Annotated in this window: 18 protein-coding genes and 1 riboswitch; of the genes, 6 read left to right on the forward strand and 12 right to left on the reverse strand. The window is 57.9% G+C overall.

Annotation, left to right across the window (positions count from 1 at the left end; all coding sequences use genetic code 11):
- Positions 1–2: 2 nt before the first annotated feature.
- From VF694_RS14480 to coaE, 3 genes are all read right to left on the reverse strand, one after another.
- On the reverse strand, positions 3–1271 hold the full coding sequence (locus VF694_RS14480; RefSeq protein WP_003802031.1) for an efflux RND transporter periplasmic adaptor subunit: 1269 nt from the start codon (positions 1269–1271) through the stop codon (positions 3–5).
- A 202-nt stretch (positions 1272–1473) separates the two neighbouring features.
- On the reverse strand, positions 1474–2229 hold the full coding sequence (gene zapD, locus VF694_RS14485) for a cell division protein ZapD (protein ID WP_039943397.1): 756 nt from the start codon (positions 2227–2229) through the stop codon (positions 1474–1476).
- 49 nt (positions 2230–2278) lie between these two features.
- Positions 2279–2881: a dephospho-CoA kinase gene (gene coaE / locus VF694_RS14490; RefSeq protein WP_003802037.1), complete on the reverse strand. Its 603-nt coding sequence runs from the start codon at positions 2879–2881 to the stop codon at positions 2279–2281.
- A 133-nt stretch (positions 2882–3014) separates the two neighbouring features.
- Here coaE and VF694_RS14495 point away from each other — a divergent pair, with 133 nt between their 5' ends.
- Entirely contained in the window at positions 3015–3656 is a 642-nt protein-coding gene (locus tag VF694_RS14495; RefSeq protein WP_131070934.1) for a hypothetical protein, read from the forward strand.
- Positions 3657–3659: 3 nt separating this feature from the next.
- Here the strand turns inward: VF694_RS14495 and VF694_RS14500 are convergent, their stop codons facing one another.
- From VF694_RS14500 to VF694_RS14515, 4 genes are all read right to left on the reverse strand, one after another.
- Positions 3660–3935: a response regulator transcription factor gene (locus tag VF694_RS14500; RefSeq protein WP_003802043.1), complete on the reverse strand. Its 276-nt coding sequence runs from the start codon at positions 3933–3935 to the stop codon at positions 3660–3662.
- Between the two features lie 460 nt (positions 3936–4395).
- Complete coding sequence (panC, locus tag VF694_RS14505) at positions 4396–5244, reverse strand: pantoate--beta-alanine ligase (RefSeq protein WP_440164759.1); 849 nt, start codon at positions 5242–5244, stop codon at positions 4396–4398.
- Positions 5245–5255: 11 nt separating this feature from the next.
- The gene (locus VF694_RS14510; RefSeq protein WP_003802048.1) at positions 5256–6098 is read right to left on the reverse strand and encodes a segregation and condensation protein A; all 843 of its coding nucleotides are present in this window, start codon (positions 6096–6098) and stop codon (positions 5256–5258) included.
- Positions 6099–6143: 45 nt separating this feature from the next.
- Entirely contained in the window at positions 6144–6335 is a 192-nt protein-coding gene (locus VF694_RS14515; RefSeq protein ID WP_003802050.1) for a DUF3460 family protein, read from the reverse strand.
- Positions 6336–6411: 76 nt separating this feature from the next.
- On the opposite strand from VF694_RS14515, the gene VF694_RS14520 reads away from it, so the two are divergent.
- Entirely contained in the window at positions 6412–7875 is a 1464-nt protein-coding gene (locus VF694_RS14520) for a DHA2 family efflux MFS transporter permease subunit (protein ID WP_003802053.1), read from the forward strand.
- A 79-nt stretch (positions 7876–7954) separates the two neighbouring features.
- On the opposite strand, the gene VF694_RS14525 is transcribed toward VF694_RS14520, so the two are convergent.
- A complete protein-coding gene (locus VF694_RS14525; protein WP_003802055.1) occupies positions 7955–8797 on the reverse strand; it encodes a helix-turn-helix transcriptional regulator in 843 nt (280 codons plus the stop codon).
- 1 nt (position 8798) lies between these two features.
- A complete protein-coding gene (gene metH, locus VF694_RS14530) occupies positions 8799–12572 on the reverse strand; it encodes a methionine synthase (protein ID WP_440164762.1) in 3774 nt (1257 codons plus the stop codon).
- Positions 12573–12714: 142 nt separating this feature from the next.
- A riboswitch (cobalamin riboswitch) is annotated at positions 12715–12878 on the forward strand.
- 69 nt (positions 12879–12947) lie between these two features.
- Here metH and VF694_RS14535 point away from each other — a divergent pair.
- Together VF694_RS14535 and VF694_RS14540 are read left to right on the forward strand one after the other, a co-directional pair.
- A complete protein-coding gene (locus VF694_RS14535; RefSeq protein ID WP_059318228.1) occupies positions 12948–14792 on the forward strand; it encodes a TonB-dependent receptor plug domain-containing protein in 1845 nt (614 codons plus the stop codon).
- Positions 14793–14861: 69 nt separating this feature from the next.
- Positions 14862–15902, forward strand: a complete 1041-nt coding sequence (locus VF694_RS14540; RefSeq protein WP_230406207.1) for an ABC transporter substrate-binding protein — start codon at positions 14862–14864, stop codon at positions 15900–15902.
- On the opposite strand, the gene VF694_RS14545 is transcribed toward VF694_RS14540, so the two are convergent.
- The 3 genes from VF694_RS14545 to VF694_RS14555 all read right to left on the reverse strand — a co-directional run bounded on the left by VF694_RS14545 (position 15881) and on the right by VF694_RS14555 (position 18649).
- A complete protein-coding gene (locus tag VF694_RS14545) occupies positions 15881–16534 on the reverse strand; it encodes a TonB-dependent siderophore receptor (RefSeq protein ID WP_440164766.1) in 654 nt (217 codons plus the stop codon). The genes VF694_RS14540 and VF694_RS14545 overlap by 22 nt on opposite strands.
- Before the next feature lie 189 nt (positions 16535–16723).
- The gene (locus tag VF694_RS14550; protein ID WP_003802063.1) at positions 16724–17041 is read right to left on the reverse strand and encodes a hypothetical protein; all 318 of its coding nucleotides are present in this window, start codon (positions 17039–17041) and stop codon (positions 16724–16726) included.
- A 381-nt stretch (positions 17042–17422) separates the two neighbouring features.
- Positions 17423–18649, reverse strand: a complete 1227-nt coding sequence (locus VF694_RS14555; protein WP_003802065.1) for a porin — start codon at positions 18647–18649, stop codon at positions 17423–17425.
- 561 nt (positions 18650–19210) lie between these two features.
- Between VF694_RS14555 and VF694_RS14560 the strand changes: the two genes are divergently transcribed.
- Both VF694_RS14560 and thiD read left to right on the forward strand, forming a co-directional pair.
- Positions 19211–20017, forward strand: a complete 807-nt coding sequence (locus tag VF694_RS14560) for a thiazole synthase (RefSeq protein ID WP_003802067.1) — start codon at positions 19211–19213, stop codon at positions 20015–20017.
- 7 nt (positions 20018–20024) lie between these two features.
- Positions 20025–20843 carry a bifunctional hydroxymethylpyrimidine kinase/phosphomethylpyrimidine kinase gene (gene thiD, locus VF694_RS14565; protein WP_003802069.1) on the forward strand — a complete coding sequence of 273 codons (819 nt, stop codon included), beginning with the start codon at positions 20025–20027 and terminating at the stop codon, positions 20841–20843.
- Positions 20844–20849 lie beyond the last annotated feature (6 nt).

Below are 20849 nucleotides of genomic sequence, written 5' to 3' on the forward strand. Positions count from 1 at the left end.
GCTTACTCGCTTGCTGGACGTGGACGGCGACCCTCACCCGTACGCGGATTCTGCGCTGTGCCGGCGGCATCAGCCTGAACAGGCTTTTCAACGGCCTGACCATCCTGGTTCATCACCTCGACCTGCGAGCCTTCACGCAGACGATCGGTGCCTTCTACCACAACGCGATCGCCTTCTTTCAGACCGCTTGTCACCAGGGTTTGCTCCAAGGTGGCTGTCCCTAGCTCCACCACTTGAATATGAACCTTGTCCTCGGCATCCAGGGTATAGACATAGGTTCCCACCGCCCCCCGCTGCACCGCATGAGAAGGAATGAGCAATCCCTGGTCCTGCCCCAGAAACACTCGAGCATTGACAAACTGATTGGCAAACAGGGTTTCATCGGCATTTTCAAACTCGGCCTTCACCTTCAAGGTGCCGGTATTGATGTCGATCTGGTTGTCCAGTGCCTGCAAGCGGCCTTTATCCGACAAAATCTGTCCCTTGCTGTCGATCAGGGTCACGCGCAAGGGGGACTCACTTTGTCTCATGGCCTCCAGCAAGCGACTTAGCTGGTTTTGAGGCAAGGAAAATTCCACACCGATGGGGTCAATCTGGGTAATCAGAACAATGCCATCGGTATTGCCGGCTGACACCAGATTGCCCTGGTCCAGCTTGCGCAAACCCAGGCGGCCCTCCAGGGGCGCGGTAATGCGCGTGCGGTCCAATTGAACCTGGGCACGCGCCACCTCAGCCTGATTGGATTTGATCTGCGCCTGCAGTTGCTGAACCGCCGTTTCCTTGGTCTCCAAAGATTGACGGGAAATCGAATTTTGTTGAAATAGGATGCGGTGGCGTTGCAGCTCTTGTTGCGCCCCTTTTAACTGGGCCTGATTTTGCGCCAATTGTCCGCGAGCCTGATCCAGCTGCACCTGATAGGTGCGCGGGTCAATCTCGGCCAGCAGCTCGCCTGCTTTCACACGCTGGCCATCGTTGAAATAGATGCGTTCGAGCACGCCGTCGACCTGCCCACGCACAGCCACCGTTTGTAAGGGCTTGACGGTGGCAATCGCATTAACGGTTTGATCGATCAAACCTTGCTGCACGGTCGACACATGAACCGGAACTTTCGTGGCCCCCATCATGCCGCGCGGCCCCCGCAAAGGGCCGGCGGTATCAGAAGAGGAAGACAGGGCGTAATAAACAAGGCCTGCCGTGACCAGCAGCCCTACCACCACCCAGACATAGAAAGATCGGGACCGCCGACCCCTGCCTGCGTTCAACTCCGACATGAATACTCCCCGGCTAAAACTCAATTGTCTCTACGCACAGTCTAAAGAAGCGTTTAAACGTCTCCATCGCTGTAACGACAGGCATTATGCCGCCAAAATATTGGCAACCCGACCGGTCAAACGACAAAGCGTCCCTCACGCCAGACCGCGCTGGCACAGCAAGTATAAAAGCGGCTGTCTGAACCTTATATGAACAGCGTTTTCAGCCGAAGTTGCAACGAGCCAGCCGAAAGGGAATATCCACGGTCACGGCCTGCGGTTTTAATTGATTGTCTTGCTGTACAAAGCGTATCCAGATGACATACCGGTTCGCGCTCATTTCGGGATAGATGCACGCCCCCGCATCCACCCAGACGCGCAGCAGCTGGAAGGTTTTGCCAGCCAGCATCTCCTGATAGGAGCCATCGCGGGCAATCTGGTCGGCCGAGTCGCCGGACTGACGCAGCAGACGCAAGATCAAGGCCAGGCCTTGATAAAGCGGTAAAAAAGACTCGGACCAGCGGCGCAAATCCTGAACGCGATCCTTGTCCGGCCGCTGTTGCCAGGAATAATAAGAAGGCATATCCACCGGGGAGGTGCCGCCGGGCACGGCGACCCGGCCGCGCAAGCTGGTCAGCCATTCATTCTCACGCAAACCTTGTCCCACCCGCCCTTGGGCAGACAGGTCGGCGGCCGCGCGCACGATCTGCTCGATCATCTTGTCCAGTGCCTGCAACTGCACCCCAGGGTGCTCGCGCAGTGCGGCCAGCGCCACGCGCTGACGTTCCAGATCCTGCAAAACGGCCGAACGCAAGTCGGTTCGATCTGCAATGTCCAGCAAATCAAATAAAGTCGCTACTGCGATCTGGTGCGAGTACGCATCCTGGTTGGCCGAAAAATGAAACAGCCTATCGAACAAGTATTCGACTCTCAGTAAAGCCCGGACACGCTCATTGCATGGGTATTCGTATAGAGTCACGCGTTTAAAAACCTTTATTTGTCGGCTGGGGGTCAGACACGGTGTGGTGTCAGGCAGTCAAGGCACACCAGCGTTGGTGGACAGCCCGCGCCCGCTCTTCCAACACGGGCAACGTCGTCTGCCCATCGTTCAGAACCACATCATCAGCCACCGCCAGGCGTTGCTGACGTTGCGCTTGTGCGGCCATGATACGTTCAATTGTGGCCACTGCCAGCCCGCTGCGCTTTTGCACGCGCGCGATCTGGGTCGCCTCATCACAATCGACAACGCAAATCCGGTCCACACGGTCGCTCCATCGTCCTGACTCCACCAGCAAGGGTACAACCACAACAAGATAACATCCCTGCGCCTTCAAGGTCTGTGCTTTTGTTACGTTCCAAATCAGAGGATGAATGATCGCCTCCAGGCGATGACGGGCGGCCGGATCAGCAAACACGCAGGCTCGCATCCAGTCCCGATCCATCGAGCCGTCAGCGGCCAGGGCTTCGGCACCAAAAGTATCGCGGATAGGCCCAATGGCCAAGCCACCGGGCGCGGTCAGCTCATGGGCGATCACATCCGTATCCACCACCGCCGCCCCCCAGGAAGCAAAAAAATTGGCCACCTGGCTTTTGCCCGATCCAATTCCACCAGTCAGCCCAATTGTCAGCATGTGCAATCCACGGATAAAAAACAAAACTGTAACGTACCCGCGCCAATCCTCCTACCCTCGATAGGTCTGATACTGTCCCGCCAGGCCAGGTCTAGCGTAGAATTCAGCTATCACCAGTCCACGGAAGCCCGCCATGTCTTTCCTCAAGATTTCTCCTCTGCGTTCACTGCCCCTGCTCTCGCTTGTTTTGCTGGCAGCCTGCGCCCAGGCACCCGTTCAGCCCACCCCTAACGAAGGCCGTGACTCTACCCAGAAAGACGCCCTGCGCCAGGCACAAGGCAGCAGCACCGCCCGTGCCCCCTCGCAAATCAATCTGGGCTTTGGCAATCAGGAAGGTCTGCGCGCCATTACCCCGGCCAGCGCCGAGCAAGCCCCGGCCGCCCAGGCCGATCGCAGTGTTGCCGAACTGGCCGAGCCCAAAACATTTCTAGGCACCCTGTCCTGCCCGCCCCAAGGTGGCATTTGCGAACCTTACAAAATCAGCGTGACCCTGGCGCCAGCCGGTCAATGGCGTTTACGAGCCACCCCGCTGGGTGCTGGTCAGTCCTACCACAAGGGCGGTTGCTGGGTCCCCATCGGCACACAGCCCACCCGCATCGCCTTGTTGGCGGACAATGACTCGACCCTGGCAGATCTGAGCTTTGTAAACAACAATGTCTTGCGCGTTAACACCTTCAACCAGCAACGTCCCACGCTGGAGAGCCACTTGACCCGACAAGCGGATCTGGACCCGGTCAGTGAGCTGGACACCCAGCCAATCCCCGCCTGCCGCTAAGTGCTATGGTGCAGACTGCCCGCCCATCAAACAGGGCGGCAGCACATCGCGCAGCGCCGGCTCACTAAAGACAAAACGAGTCAGCTCAACCGCATTGCGCACGCGTAACTTCTGAAAAACGCGTGCCCGATGCGCTTCCACCGTGCGCTGGGAAATCTCCAATTCGGCCGCAATCACTTTATTCGCCTTACCCGTCGCGATATAGGACAGGACATCGCGCTCACGCGGGGTCAGGCTTTCAAAAAGCACAGAAGCGGGAAGGTGGCTATTCAATACCATATCAGTCTCGTATATCTGTACCAGGCGGCCAGGCCACCTGTAATGTGAAGAATTAACCATAGACAGAGTTTGTCATTTTAGGCAGGGACTACGCGACTGTTAACTTGTGCAGGATGTTTTTGTCATAGGACCAATATAAGTAGCCACGTTTCAGTGACCTAAAAAAACAGCTATTTACCAGCCCATATCGGTGCTTGAAATCTGCGGCGGCGAGTGCGCTCCCCCAACCAGACTCCGGCAGCAGCCCTAAAGAGACACCCACCCTGTACAGGCCCGACCCTTGCACTGGGTCCAGGGGCCGGGTACCGCGCCCACTGAGTCCAGCCTGCCCCTGCCCCTCTCGCTTTGGTATGCCCCTGCCCCACGGTCAATAAGACAAAAAGACAAACAGACCAAAAGCACGCAGATATGAAAAAAGCACAGTAAAAACTGTGCTTTTCTAACCAAATAACACAAGAAATCAGGCTTTAGTCATTTCCAGATTATCGATCAAACGCGTTGCGCCCAGTTTGGCCGCGGCCAACGCCACCAAAGGCTCGCCTGCCTGTATCTGCTCCTCGCTCGGTTCGAGCAAGTCCGACTGACGACGCAAAGCCATGTAATCCACTTTCCATCCCAGATCGGTCAATTTGCCGGTCGCATACGCCTCAATCTCCTGACGGCTTTGACCTTGTTGCAAGCATTCCTTCATCTCTTGCAGCGTCTGGTAAATCTGCGGGGCCTGGGCGCGCTCTTCCGGACTCAAATAGCGATTGCGCGAGGACATGGCCAAACCATCCTCCTCTCTGACCGTCTCGTGCGCCAGAATCTCCACCGGCAACTGAAATTGACGCACCATCTGACGCACCACCATCAACTGCTGGTAGTCCTTTTTGCCAAAGACGGCGACACGCGGCTGTACACAGGAGAACAGCTTCAGAACAACCGTACACACGCCTTCGAAAAAGTCGGGACGGAAATGACCTTCCAGAATCCGCCCCAGATGATCGGGCGGGCTGACGCGGAAACTCTGCGGCTCGGGGTACATTTCGCGTTCCGAGGGCGCAAACAAGACATACACATCGCGCTCTTGTTCCATCTTCTGCGCATCTTCCTGCAAGGTGCGGGGGTAACGATCAAAATCCTCGTTAGGACCAAATTGCAGGCGATTGACAAAAATACTGGCCACCACCGGGTCGCCATGCTGGCGCGCCATCTTCATCAGGTCCAGGTGAGCCCGATGCAAATTCCCCATGGTTGGAACAAATGCCACGCGTGTCTGGCCCTGAAGCTGATCGCGCAGTTCTTGGATGTTATGAACGACTTTCAAAAAATTCTCCGCTACGGAATAAGATCAGGCCCATCGGCCTGCGCTCGAATATACGTCAGGCGCAAATAAATAGGAGCGTAGGGCTCGGCCTGCGTGATTTCAAGCAGTGACTCTCGTGCCAATTCCAGCATTGCCAGAAAATGCACGACAAGCACCGCTGTCGGATCACCCTGATCCAGACGTTCATTGAACAGCTCACTAAACTCCATAAAGCGAACATGCTGCAAACGTCGCAGAATCTGGCTCATGTGATCCCGCACCGACAACTGCTCACGGGTAATCTTGTGACTGGCGTTGAGCTTGGCCCGCTTTAAAATCCCCAGCCAAGCCTCGCGCAAATCCTCTGCACTCACCTCCGGCGGGATCGCCTCAATAACCAGTTCGGCCTGGGCATTGGCCAGCAGAAAATCGCGCCCCGCCAGGGGCAACTGGTCCAGACGGCGCGCCCCTTCCTTCATGCGTTCGTATTCCAGCAAACGGCGCACCAGCTCCGCACGCGGATCATCCACTTCTTCACCTGTGTCCGCACGTCGCACCGGCAGCAGCATGCGGGACTTGATCTCGATCAGCAGCGCAGCCATCAGCAGGTACTCACCCGCCAACTCCAGATTGCTGGCGCGAATCTGCTCCACATACGCCAGATACTGCCCGGTGACCTGGGCCATCGGAATATCGAGCACATTGAAGTTCTGCTTGCGGATCAGATACAGCAATAAATCCAACGGGCCTTCGAACGCATCCAGAAACACTTCCAGCGCATCGGGCGGAATGTACAGATCCTGGGGAATCGCAAACAGCGGCTCACCATAAAGACGCGCCAGCACATCCTCGGGCTGAGGAGCTGGCGTGTCCACAACAGTCTGCTGTGCAATCTCGGTCACAGGCGCCGGCGCAAGGATTTAGTTGTTTTCGTAGTACACGTAAGGTTTCTGGGGCGTGCGGGCCGCCTTGTAACCATCTTGCAGTTCCTGATCAATCTGCTTGTCCCACAGACGATAACGCCCCTCACGCTGACGCGCTTCGGTATCGGGATTCTGAGCTTTATATTGTTTGAGAAACTGGGTAATTTCGGATTCGAAATTCTTTGCCATAATACCTGTACGCCTAAATAAATTGGATAACAGAAAAGTTTGAGTTTACTGCACCGCACACCAGAGAGTTCGCCGCATGGCATCTGAACAGACCGAAGCTGCCCCACCACCGGCAACCCTGTCCCCTCAAGAGCGTCGGGCCATACGCATTATTCCCTACATTGTGGGATGTGCCTTGTTCATGCAAATGCTGGACTCGACCGTAGTGGCCACAGCCCTGCCCACCATGGCCTTGTCGCTGGATACCAGCGTCATCCGCATGAATACCATCATTACCAGCTACCTGCTGGCAGTGGCTGTGTTCGTGCCTATCAGCGGGTGGGCTGCGGACCGCTTTGGAGCGCGCAAGGTGTTCCTGGCCGCCATTCTACTCTTTACCGCCAGTTCTGTTGCATGCGCCCTGTCCCAGACCCTGACCCAACTGATCATTTCCCGGGTGGTCCAGGGCATGGCGGGGGCCATGATGGTACCGGTAGGACGCATTATCTTACTGCGGCGCGTCCCTAAAGATCAGCTTTTAAGCGCCATGGCCGTGCTGACTTTACCCGCCTTGCTCGGCCCTATCATCGGCCCGCCCGTGGGTGGTTTTTTAGTCACGTATGCCAGCTGGCACTGGATTTTCCTGATCAACATCCCCGTCGGAGCCTTGGGTATTGCCCTGGTACTACGCTATATCCGCGAGGACTATCCCACCGACCGGCCTCCCCTGGACTGGCTGGGCTTTATCTTGAGCGCCATCTGCCTGGCCACCCTGGTAACCAGCTTTGAGAACGTCGGCCACGGCACCCTGAACTGGTCCACCCTGGGCTGGCTGACCCTGGCCGGACTGATCGCCGGCCTGTGGTATGTCTGGCACGCCCGCCAGGTAGCCTATCCCATCATTGACCTGTCCTTGCTGCGCACCAAAACCTTTGCCATATCGGTACTGGGCGGCAACCTGTGCCGCTTCTCGCTCGGAGCTTCCCCCTTTCTACTGGCAATCATGTTGCAAACCAACTTTGGCATGAGCGCGCTGGCAGCAGGTCTGATCACCTTTACCGGTGCGATTGGTGCACTGGGCATGAAGCTGGTGGCCCCACCCATCATCCGGCGCTTTGGCTTTCGCAATGTACTGATCATCAATGCCTGGCTGACCGGCCTGTTCATCGCCTTGTGCGCCCTGTTCCAGGCCACGACCCCAATGTGGCTGATGATTGCCGTGCTGACGGCAGGTGGTTTCTTCCGCTCTCTGCAGTTCACCGCAGTCAACACCCTGACCTACGCCGACCTGGAATCCGAGGCCATGAGTCAGGCCAGCAGCTTTGCAGCCATGGCGCAGCAGTTGGCCATCAGTCTGGGCGTGGCTTGCGCGGCCGTCACCTTGAACATCAGCATGGCCCTGCGTGGTGCCAGCAGTGTGCAGACGCAGGATACGATTTGGGCTTTCCTGATTCTGGGTGCGATTACCGCCTTATCCAGCCTGTCTTTTGCCCGACTATCCCCCACTGATGGCGATTCGTTGCAACAGGCGCCACGCACGACCAGAAAAACGAAAGCATAGGGCTCAGTCCGAAGGTATGCCGCCTGCTTTGGCAAGTCTTGCCCAACGTCTCCTGGCGCACCGATCTGCTGTGTCTGCCTTAGTCCGGCTCCGCTGCCCGCGAAGCCTGATCAGTGAGCAGCATCACCAACTTGCAGTCCGGCCGGATAGCCAGCCGGAACGTAAACTGCTGAAAACGCCTGACACCTTTTTTGGGATGGCGGAAATCCCGCAATCCCCCCTCCCGCTCCACCACGGTCTGGCGTCCCCACCAGAACGCGAATACCTGGCTTTGCTGCCCCAGTTCCTGAATAAGCGCCTGTATATCGGCCTCATCCGCATGTGCGCCGACATCGGCGCGAAACTCGGCCACGACACGGCTGGCACGCTGCTCCCAGTCCACCACCAAATCGCGTGCGGCCGGGTCCAGAAAGATGTAACGCAGCAGATTGGGCTGCTCGCTGCGATCGGGCCAGCCATCAAACAAGTCCAGCAAGGCCTCGTTACGCGCGAGAACATTCCAGCTGCGGTCCAGAATATAAGCAGGCGCGGAGATACTGTCGACACAGGCGCTCAAGCCCTGCGGCAAAGGCTGAATATCACCTTGCCAATGCTCAGGATCGGCGCAATCGGCCAGCTCAAACAGGTAATGACGTTCCGCTCTGGCCAACTTCAACACGGTGGCCAGCCGGGCACAGACAGTCGGGGACACGGTCACATCGCGGCCCTGCTCGATCCAGGTGTACCAGGTGGTGCTGATATCGCACAGCTGGGCCACCTCTTCGCGGCGCAAACCAGGAGTACGACGACGCACTCCCGGGGCCAGACCGACGTCGAGCGGCCGGATACGTTCTCGCGCATGACGCAAAAACCGCCCCAAAGCCTGACGTCGGGTTTGGGAGGTGCTCTCGGCGCCTCCCGTACCAGGCCCCGTCGTTCCCATATCAGCCCAGCACGCCCGACAAGGTGCGGCGCACATCTTCTTCCGTACGGCCACTGCGCTTGATGTAGTCCTGCAACTGATCCTCACCAATATTGCCCACGTTAAAATACTTGGACTGCGGGTGGCTGAAGTAAAAGCCCGACACACTGGAAGCCGGAATCATGGCGTAACTGTCGGTGATGAACATCTCGATGTCTTCGCACTGCAGAACACGGAACATGTCGTGTTTGACCACGTGCTCCGGACACGCCGGGTAACCCGGTGCGGGACGAATACCCTGGTATTTCTCGTCGATCAGTTCTTCGTTGGACAGACGTTCGTCCGTCACATACCCCCACAAATCCGTGCGGACACGAGCGTGCAGACATTCTGCAAAGCCTTCTGCAAAACGGTCCCCCAGTGCTTTGATCATCAGATCTGAGTAATCGTCCCCTGCAGCCTGGAAACGCTCGGACAGCTTGTCCACGCCAATCCCGCCGGTGACTGCAAACATGCCGATGTAATCGGCCACGCCGCTTTCTTTGGGAGCAATGTAGTCGGCCAGACACTTGCTATCTACGCCTTCACGCTTGACGCCTTGCTGGCGCAGATTACGCCAGGTAAACAGGACTTCGCTGCGCGATTCGTCCGAATAGACCTCGATGTCCTCACCATTGACCGTATTGGCGGGGTAAAAGGCAATGACGCCATTGGCGGTCAGCCAACGGCCCTCAATGATCTTTTTCAACATGGCCTGTCCTTCGGCAAACAAGGTCTTGGCCTGCTCGCCCACCACCTTGTCCTCCAGAATGGCCGGGTACTTACCAAACAAGCTCCAGGTCTGGAAGAACGGCGTCCAGTCGATGAACTGGGCAATATCGGCCAGATCATAATTCTTGAAGGTGCGGCGTCCAATGAACTTGGGGCGTGGCGGGACATAGGTTGTCCAGTCAATCGCAGGCTTGTCCTGGCGCGCTTTTTCCAGCGAAATCAAAGGGGTGGCTTTACGATTGGCATGGCGCTGGCGCACTTGTTCATATTCCTCGCGCACTTCGGCCAGAAACTCTTCCACATTATCCGAGACAAGCTGCGTGGCCACACCGACGCAGCGGCTGGCGTCCGGTGTGTAGATGACCGGGCCGTCGTAATGCGGCGCAATCTTCACCGCCGTGTGGACCCGGCTGGTGGTCGCGCCACCAATCATCAGAGGGATATTGCGTTCACGGAAGTAAGGGTCACGCTGCATCTCGGACGCAACATAGGCCATTTCTTCCAGACTGGGGGTGATCAGGCCGGACAGCCCCACGATATCGGCTTCCACTTCTTTGGCCTTGGCGAGAATCTCGGCGCAAGGCACCATCACCCCCATATTGACCACTTCGAAGTTATTGCACTGCATCACGACGGACACAATGTTCTTGCCAATGTCGTGTACGTCGCCTTTCACCGTGGCAATCACCATGCGGCCCTTGGAGCGCACATCCCCACCTGCCGCTTCAATCTGGCGCTTTTCTTCCTCAATGAAAGGGACCAAGTGGGCGACGGCCTGCTTCATCACACGCGCAGACTTCACCACCTGCGGCAGGAACATCTTGCCTTGACCAAACAGGTCACCGACCACGTTCATGCCGTCCATCAACGGCCCTTCAATGACGCTGATGGGACGACCGCCCTGAGCAGCGATCTTCTGACGCACCTCTTCCGTGTCTTCCACGATGAAGGTGGTAATGCCATGCACCAGCGAGTGGATCAAGCGCTGCTCGACCGTGGTTTCACGCCAGCTCAGATCTTCCTCTTTTTTGGCGCCCGAGCCTTTGACGCTCTCGGCCATTTCCACCAGACGCTCGGTGGGGGTGCGCTCATCAGCCGGATCGGTTTTGCACTTAGGTTCGGCCCGGTTCAGAATCACGTCTTCAATCAGATCGCGCAGATGCGGTTCGATATCGGCATACACACCCAGTTGGCCCGCATTCACAATCCCCATGGTCAGGCCTTCCTGAATGGCGTAGTACAGGAAAACGGTGTGGATGGCCTCGCGCATGGCTTCGTTGCCACGGAAGGAGAAGCTGACGTTGGAAATACCGCCGGACAAGCGGGCGTGCGGCAGATTTTTGTGAATCCAGCCTACGCCCCGAATAAAGTCCAGCCCATAGTTGGCGTGCTCATCCATGCCGGTTGCCACGGCAAACACGTTGGGGTCGAAGATGATGTCCTCAGGCGGAAAGCCCACCTCATCCACCAGCAAACGGTAAGCACGTTCGCAAATCTCTACCCGACGCTCGTAACTATCGGCCTGACCCTGCTCGTCAAAGGCCATCACCACAATGGCGGCGCCATACTTGCGGCACAAACGAGCGTGCTCCAGGAAAGGCTCAACGCCCTCTTTCATGGAGATCGAGTTCACGATGGCCTTGCCTTGCACGCAGCGCAAACCAGTTTCAATGACGTCCCATTTGGAGCTGTCGATCATGATGGGCACGCGCGCAATGTCCGGCTCGGAGGCGATCATGTTCAGGAAGCGATGCATGCAGGCTGCTGAGTCCAGCATGCCCTCATCCATATTGATATCGATAATCTGCGCACCGTTTTCCACCTGCTGCCGCGCCACCGACAAGGCTTCTTCGTAGTTTTCCTGCTGAATCAGGCGCAAGAAAGCCTTGCTGCCCGTGACGTTGGTACGTTCACCCACGTTCACAAACAGGGTATCTTCATCAATGTTCAAAGGCTCCAGACCCGACAGACGGGTTTTAACGGGCACCTCAGGAACAACTCGTGGAGGCAGCTTACGGCACAGCTCGGCAATGGCGGCAATGTGCTCGGGCGTCGTGCCACAGCACCCACCCACCATATTGACCAGACCCGCTTGCGTAAATTCCTGCAGCAGGCTGGAGGTATCGGCGGGGGTTTCATCAAAGCCGGTTTCGGCCATGGGGTTGGGCAAGCCGGCGTTCGGGTAGACACAAACGTAGGTATCGCAAATCTTGGACAGCTCGGCCACATAGGGGCGCATCAAGGCGGCACCCAGCGCACAGTTCAGGCCAATCGTAATCGGACGGGCATGACGCATGGAGTTCCAGAAGGCTTCCACCGTCTGGCCGGACAGAATGCGGCCCGAAGCGTCCGTGACCGTGCCCGACACCATGACAGGAACGCGCTCACCACGTTCGTCAAAGACCGTTTCCAGGGCAAAGACAGCCGCTTTGGCATTGAGCGTGTCAAAAACGGTTTCGATCAGCAGGATATCCACGCCGCCATCGAGCAAGGCACGCACCTGCTCGGTGTAGGCCACCCTCAGTTGCTCAAAGGTGACGTTGCGGGCGGCAGGGTCATTCACATCGGGAGAGATGGAAGCCGTTTTAGGTTGTGGGCCCAGCGCACCAGCCACAAAACGCGGCCACTCGGGCGTGCTGAAGGCATCACGCGCCTGACAGGCCAGTTGCGCCGACGCCAGGTTCAGGTCATAGCTGATGCCCTGCAAATCGTAATCACCCTGGGCTATATCCGTCGCACCAAAGGTGTTGGTGCTGATGACATCGGCCCCGGCCGCCAGGTACTGGTCGTGAATCTCGCGAATAATGTCGGGACGCACCAGCGACAGCAATTCGTTATTGCCCTTCACATCCTTGTGGTGATCCGCAAAGCGTTCGCCACGGAAATCGGCCTCGCCCAATTTGTACCGCTGAATCATGGTGCCCATTGCACCGTCCAGAATCAGGATTTGCTGCCCCAGACGTCGGGCAAACTCCGCACCACGGGTGTAGGCAGAGATCGGGTAAGGCAAAGCGGGATAGGACACTAAAAACTCCGTAACACGAAACGGGATGTTGACAGCCTCTGGCAGCAAGAAGCACAAGAATGGTGGATTGGCGCCACAATTGTAGCGCTTTGTACGGGAAATCCGACCTAAACACTTAACCTTTGCCCCCACGGCATGTAACATTTTCGGCTCGGAAAGAGGTGCTTTCCGGCCCACACTCCGCTGGGCCTGGGAAAGTCAAATGGGAAACGTGAGCGGTTCATACTGAAACTGCCAAACGTGCTGCCCCCGCAACGGTACCTGCTACGCGCAAAGCCCGACACCAGCCTGCTTCTGACCCTGACTTTACGGCCGTCCTCCCGTGGACGGCTTCGCTTATCGATGTGCGGGGACGCACATCTCACAGGAATCTCCATGACTCTACTGTCCATCAGACCCTTGATGGTCGCCCTGGCGGGCGCCCTGCCCTTGATCGCCACGGCCCAAACCACTTCTGTCACCAAGCTGGATCACATTGTGGTTACGCCAAGCCGCCTGGCACAGCCACTGAAAAACGTGGTGGGTGACGTCACTGTCATTGATCAGGAAACCTTGCAAAAAGCAGGCCAGAGCAGCGTCGCCGATATTTTGCAGCGTCAGCCCGGAGTAGAAATCTACAGCAGCGGTGGCCCACAAACCACAACCGGCGTCTACCTGCGCGGCACCAACCCGCAACATACCCGCGTGATGATCGACGGCATGCGCATCAACAGCTCTGCCAGTGGTTCGGTGAACTGGCAGGCAATTGATCCAGCCCTGATCGAGCACATTGAAATTGTGCGTGGCGCCGGCAGCAGCCTGTATGGCTCGGATGCCATCGGAGGGGTGGTGAACATCATCACCAAAAAAGGCGGCGGTGAACGTGCCTTGAGCGCCTGGGGAAATATGGGCCTGGGCTCGCAAGATACCTTCAAGGCCAGCGCCGGTTTTTCTGGTGCGGCCCAAGGCTGGGATTACAGCCTGGCCTCCAGCTACGGTAGCAGCGATGGCTTCAATGCCACCAATCCCCTGTCCTTTAGTTACAACCCCGACAAAAACGGCTACACCCAGCACGGGCTGAACGGCTCGTTGGGATATGAATGGTCAAAAGGCCAGCATTTGGGGCTGACCGCTATCAACAGCTACATGGATGGTCAGTTCGACAACGGTCTGTTCGAGCGCCGTACCCCCAGCACACAGACCCGCCAGCAAGCCTATGGTTTGACCAGCACCAACCAGTTGTCCGAAAAGTGGACCAGCCGCCTGAACGCCTCATTGAGCAAAGAAACCGTAGAGAACCGGGCTTTTGCCGCTCGATACGCCACCTTGCAGCGCCAATACAGTTGGCAAAACGACCTGACTGTCGCCCAGGGTCAAACCGTCTCCCTGCTGGCCGAACGTCTGGAAGAACGGATGAGCCACAGCACCGTGCACAAGGACGACAAGCGCAACACCAATGCCTTTGCCCTGATTTACCGTGGCGATATTAATCAACACCACCTGCAAGCCAGCGTGCGTAATGACAATATCAGTGGCTATGGCAACAAGGTGACGGGCGGCCTGGGCTATGACCTAGACATCACCAGCAACTGGACAGTAGGTGTCGCCGCCAACACGGGCTTTCGTGCACCTACGTTCGCGGACTTGTACTCGCCCTACAATTGGGGCTTTCAGGGCAATCCGGACCTGAAACCGGAGAAATCACGCAATGTGGAAGGCCATATCCGCTATACCGACGACACGACCCAACTGGGGATGGTGGTCTACCAGAACCGCATCCGCGACATGATCAACCCCTATGTGTGTGATGCCAATTTCGAATGCACAACCAGCAATACGGAAAAAGCACGGATCACGGGCCTGACCTTGACAGCCGTCAAGCAACTGGGCGACACCACCTTGAGTGCCAGCGCCGACTTTGCCGACCCCAAGGATAGAAATACGGACAAGCAACTGATCCGCCGTGCCAAGCAAAACTACAAAGTGGCCGTGGAACACACGTTCGGGGATCTGAAAACCGGCGCTGAATACCTGTTCGCTTCCCACCGTTATGACGATGCGAAAAACGAACAACGTCTGGGCAGCTATGGTCTGCTTAACCTGACCGCCAGCTACCCGCTGACCTCCAGCCTGGAAGCCCAGCTGCGCTGGAACAACGTGTTCGACAAGGACTACACCCTGGCTCGCGGTTACAACAACGCTGGCTCCAGCGTGTTCCTGAACTTTGCCTGGCGTATGTAAGCTGTTCACTTGGCCTTGGTCAATTCTGACGCGGCCCCGTTCAGGGGCCGTGCCATTTACGGAGGCTGCATGATGCCCTCTTTGCCTGCGACTTGTCGTCTACAGCCCGCCAAGCGCTCTGTCTGGAGCGGACTGCGGCGGTGGAGCTTGCGTTGCCTGTTCGTGCTGCCTTTGGCATTGCCCGTCCCGGCCCCAGCACAGGTGCAGACTCAAGTACAGCCCGAGATACAGACCAGCACGGAACACAGCACGCCAGAAATACAGAACAAGCAAGAAGATACAGAAACACAAAACGCCACGACCGATCAGGAAACCCAATCCTCACCAACCGTCGCTACAGCCCGCGCACGCGCAATTAGTCTGGCCCCTCACATCACTGAGATCCTGTTTGCGGCTGGAGCACAAGACAGCCTGATCGCCGTCGACAGTTCCAGCGACTACCCGCCTGCTGCCAAGGATCTGCCCAGCATTGGGGACGCCTTGCGGGTCAACCCCGAACGACTGCTGGCGCTTAAACCCGACCAGGTCTGGGCCTGGCAGCCCAACCAGATCGGGCCTGAATTGCAAGGACAATTGCAACAAGCCTCGATCCGCCTGATCTTTGCCGCCCCCAAGACACTGGACGATATTCCCGCCTTCATCCGTCTGGCTGGCGACCGTCTGGACACCGCCGAGGCCGCTGTGCCTGCCGCCGCTTTGCTGGACCAGCAAATCGCAGCCCTGCGCCAGAATAGCCGTCTGGGCCACACCGTCAGCGTATTTCTGGAAATAGGCTCCGAACCCTTGTACACCTTGGCCCGCGACCCCTTGATCCAGGACGTGCTCAGCACTTGCAAAGCGCAGAACATCTACGCCCGCCACGCCGCCGTCGCACCCGCTATCAGTCTGGAAGACGTTCTGCACAAGCGTCCGCAAGTGGTCATCCTGGCTTACCGTGACCCCGCCCAGCTGCGCGCGCGCCATCTGTTCTGGGAAAAGCATCTGGGGCTCAGTCCCCACGCGTTACTGAACCTGAACCCGGACGCCCTGTACCGTCCCGGCCCAAGGCTGATAGAGGCCACTCGCCAGTTGTGCGAACAACTGGACCGCTATCGGGCCCAGGCTTTTTGAACGGTTTTTCTTCTGCCGCTTAAAACTGATACTTCACTGCCAGCATCATATTGCGCGGCGCACCCCAGGTGTAGGTGCTGTACCTGACCGGCGTAACCGGGCCGGCTGACCTCCCCCCACGTTTTGCTTTGCCAACGTGCGCCACCGCCCAAGGTCAGTCCCTTCCAGCCGCCCTCGAAATCATAGGTGGTGTAGCGCTTGAACTGATGCTCGGGTGACAAGATGGACACGTTATCGCCGTCCTGGCGCGAGAGCTTGTAAGCGTAACCCGCATGTATCTGCCATTGCGACGTCAGTTGACCCGCCAGCTCGAACTCTACCCCATGGGTGCGCACGCCAGGCACCGCTCCATACGCGATGCCGCCCGAGGGCGTACGTCCTCTCGTTTCTTTACCGAAGTTGTCCTGCCGCAGCTGAAAATAAGCCAGGCTGGACGTCAGTCGACCTTCCATGAATTCGCCTTTGAGCCCAACCTCAGAGTTATCCCCGCGCAAGGGGTCCAGGACACGACCGCTCTCGTCTTGCAGGTCTTGAGGCTGGAAAATCGTGGTGTAGCTGGCGTAGACCGAGAAGTTGTCATTAAGGTCATAAACAGCCCCCAAGTAAGGCACCCATACGCCGGTCTCGCACATCTCTTCCTTGCTGTAATTGGCTTGTAGAGGGGAATAAAGACAAAAAAGCGTACAGCGCCAGACAGGACGTCCAATCAACGGGGACGGCACATTAACCGTCCCCGTGGGTCCGCAAACGAGGTAAAGCGAAGCGCGGGCTGGTGGACCATCCTCAGAACCAGCCACACCCAGCGTAGGCTTGCTGCACTCTCACATCACAAAGGACGGCAGGGTCAATACCGCATGGGTAGGTTGACGACGCAAGCCCTCCACATCATCCAGACGGGTTTGAGCACGCCGAGACAGATGCTTGAGCACTTGACTGCGCTCCACAGTAGGCAACGTCGCCAGAGCGTTTTCAATGGCGCGCCCGGACAGATCATTGAGCGCATAAGCGTATTCGCGGGCGCCGTGTGTTTGCAGCAGCTCCAGCAAATAATCCTGACGCTGGCGGGTGGCAGCCTGACGCAGCGCTTCTTGCAAAGCCAGGTTGCAGGGAGCAGAGCGAAACAGCGTGAGACGGAACATAGCATTCTCCTTCAGACCCGGGGTCCAGAAAGAGTGCTCATCTTCTTAGAGAAGCCCGCTTCGTGGTCCGGCGTCCGTTTGATTGGTCATTAAGAAGGCCGCCCTGGAACAGGGACAAAGCCATGAAGAGGGATCAGGGTCCATTGCGTTGTAAACCTGAGTGGTTAAACAAGAAGATCCGAAGGTTTTCCGAACCGGCACTATTTTCGCATCGTGCCCCAGGGCTTGTCTGCAAGGCATTGGCCTACGTGGCCTCTCCCTTTGGACATCCCTTTTATACTTAGGGATACCTCCTTTTGCCGTTCGCCTGCAAAGGCTGGCCAGTGTCGTGCCGCGGCCAAACTGCCCATTCCAGCTGGGCGACCGACAAACTGGCGTGGCTTAAAATTGATGGGTCACACCCAGAGCGACACGGCTGGTACGCGGTTCACTGACATGGACGGCTGTCTCCATGTCATAGCGCCGCCCTTGGGCCGCAAAGACATAAAGGCTGGTGCGCGGCGACAAAGGATGCACATAAGCGACAGACATCACCTGGAGGCGGCCAGCCTGTTCCCCGGTCGCTTCCCACCTCCAGTTCGGGCGCCCCAATGACCACTGCCACTGAACCTCGCCCTTGCCAAGCGGAATGGCCGAGCCCACGTACCAGGTATCCAGGCGGCCGCCCTGAACAAACTCCGTCGGCCCCAGGCCACCCAGCCCCCTCTGCTGCCAATACGTCGGGCCTTCATCGCCATTCAAGCCCACAAAACCGTTGCTCTGACGACTCCAGCCTGCCGCCACACGAGCAAATCCGAAGTCATAGCTGGCACCCAACTGCAAGGCGGTGGGCCGATTGGATTCGATCCGGCTCAAACTCTCATGACTGGCTGCCAGTAACCAAGGGCCCTGCTCATAACGCAGCGCCAGGCTGTATAGCTTTGTGCGCGCATCAGCCAAACCAGACAAGCTCTGCTCGCCAACATCGCCGCTGTAGCTCAGTCCGAGCTGCAGGCCCGCCCACTGTGGGCTACGCCAGCTGAGCTGCTGAGAGACCTGATAATTGTCCGAGGCACGCATCAACGCCCCCATCCCGAAGTCTTTCCAGGAGCCCACTTCAATAGCAGAGACAAACTCCTGACCGACGGTGTGCTGACGTCCAAACCGCAGTTCACCCCACTGATCGCTCCCCAGCCCCAGCCAGGCCTGGTAGTTGAATAGCCGCGCCGACTCGTCGCCCCGTCCTGTGGCCAGATCAATGCCACTTTCAAGATTGAAGGTGGCACGCCCCCCCTCCCCCAGAGAGTCCTGGCCCCGAATCCCCCACAAGGAGTCTGCCTGTCCGCCACTGAGAACGCCTCGTTGCGAGCCTTGACCGCTCACATGCGTCCAGCCCAAACCGGCATCCACAGTGCCATAGAGCTGCGCGGAGGTTTCGGCATCACTGTGACCCGGCACCAACACGCCACCAAGCCCGCCCAAGGCCACGCACACCACCCAATAAGTACTGCGCAAACGCAAAGGCCGGGCGTGGCAGACCCCATGACCCTGGCCACGGTGCCTCAGGTGTCTTGAAGCCGGTTCTGCAAACAGACTGGGGTCAGGGTAAAAAGACTCGGTCGGGTTCATGCGCACCTCTCGCTCGTGATACAAGGACAGCCATCCAGCCCGGCTTGGACACGAGCTGCTTTCTTGTCATCGTAAAAAACAAAAACCGCTATTTATCATCTCAGACGTGCCCAGCCCGACCCTCTGTCCGATCCCTTGATTGCGCCTTAGGACGGCTACAAACGGGAAAACGCCCACCAACTCCATCCCCCCGCAGACTCTGACCCGGCGCTGGAACCGACCGGTGTGGGCAGACCCACCCTGCTTGGCAGGCCCGTGCATCAGGAGCAACAGGATTTTCGCATCGCGGCCCTGACAGAGCCAGTGGGCATTAGGCCTGTCTGCATAGACTTGAACATAAGGCGACTATGCCAAGGTATAGCGTTGCCCGGTCGACAGCCCAATGTGGCCAGCACATCGGGGCGTGCTTTGGCCCGAGCCGCCTCCCTGCCCTGCACCGGCAAGGCCGCCTAAGGGTTTTCCTGCGGGCCCCGCTCAAATGGATTATTCTTGCAATGTTTGCCCAGCAAAAAACCAATTCTTGATCCGTCCACAGGCACGGATGCGCAACAAAGCACCACCATGACCCAAACAGTGAACAACGATCCTTTTATCCTGGCCGGAACCCACTACCAATCCCGGTTATTGGTAGGCACCGGTAAATACAAAGATTTTGATGAGACGCGTCAGGCGATTGAAGCGAGCGGCGCTGAGATTGTGACTGTGGCTATTCGCCGCACCAATATCGGCCAGAATGCCAACGAGCCAAACTTGCTCGATTACCTGCCGCCTTCCAAATACACGCTGCTGCCCAACACCGCCGGCTGCTACACGGCCGAGGATGCCGTGCGCACCCTGCGCCTGGCGCGTGAACTGCTGGACGGCCACAAGCTGGTCAAGCTGGAAGTGCTGGGCGACTCCGGCAATCTGTTTCCCAATATGCCTGAAACCCTGAAAGCCGCCAAAACCTTGGTGGATGAAGGCTTTGACGTCATGGTGTACTGTGCCGACGATCCTATCCAGGCACGGATGCTGGAAGACATCGGCTGTGTCGCCATCATGCCTCTGGCCTCCCTGATTGGTTCGGGGATGGGCATTATCAACCCCTGGAACCTGCGCCTGATCATCGATCAAAGCAAGGTGCCGGTATTGGTGGATGCTGGCGTAGGCACCGCTTCGGACGCCGCCATTGCCATGGAACTGGGCTGTGATGGCGTCTTGATGAATACCGCTATCGCTGGCGCCCGGCAGCCTGTCCTGATGGCCAGCGCCATGAACCTGGCGGTACAAGCCGGTCGCCAGGCTTATCTGGCGGGCCGCGTGCCGCGCAAATACTACGATGCCGACCCCAGCTCCCCAACCGAAGGGCTGATTCACTCCCGTACCTGAACGAGACATGATTCCCAATACGCTGACCATTGCCGGAGTTGACCCCTCCGGCGGCGCCGGTATTCTGGCTGACGTGAAAGCCATGAGCGCCCTGGGCGCTTATGCCACCGCTGTCATTGCCGCGTTGACGGCACAAAACACCCAAGGGGTAAGCGGCATCAGTCCGGTTCCCGCCGAATTTGTACGCCAGCAGATCACCACTCTGTTTGCCGACGTACGCATTGATGGCGTCAAGATCGGCATGTTGGGCCAGGAGGCCGTCACCACGGTGGTGGCCGAATGCATGGCTCAATTCAAACCCAAGCATCTGGTCCTGGACCCGGTCATGATCGCCAAGAGTGGCGATCATCTGCTGGAAAAATCCGCCGTGCATGCCTTGCGTGAACAATTGGTACCCCAGTGCACCATGATCACGCCCAACCTGCCCGAGGCCGGTGTATTGCTGAACGCCCGGCCGGTAGAGACCGTCAAGGAAATGCGCCAGGCAGCCGAGCGTCTGCGCCGTCTGATGAACCACAGCGATGAACGCTGGGTTTTCCTGAAAGGCGGCCATCTGCCCGGCTCAGAATGCATCGATTTGCTGCATGATGGCGACAAAATGATAGAAATGCCGGCCCGGCGTATTGATACTGCCAATACCCACGGCACCGGTTGCACCCTGTCGGCAGCGCTGGCAGCCCTGCTGCCCCAATACGACCGTGTGCCTGATGCCGCTCTGGCGGCCAAAAAGTACCTGTACGAAGCCATCGCCCGTTCGGGTGAGCTGACGGTGGGCAGCGGCCACGGCCCGGTACACCATTTCCATAAACTGTGGCCATCGTCCTGATACGTG

It is taken from the genome of Alcaligenes sp. Lyrl_28, assembly GCF_051948705.1.
In the GTDB taxonomy this organism is placed as follows: Bacteria; Pseudomonadota; Gammaproteobacteria; order Burkholderiales; family Burkholderiaceae_B; genus Alcaligenes; species Alcaligenes ammonioxydans.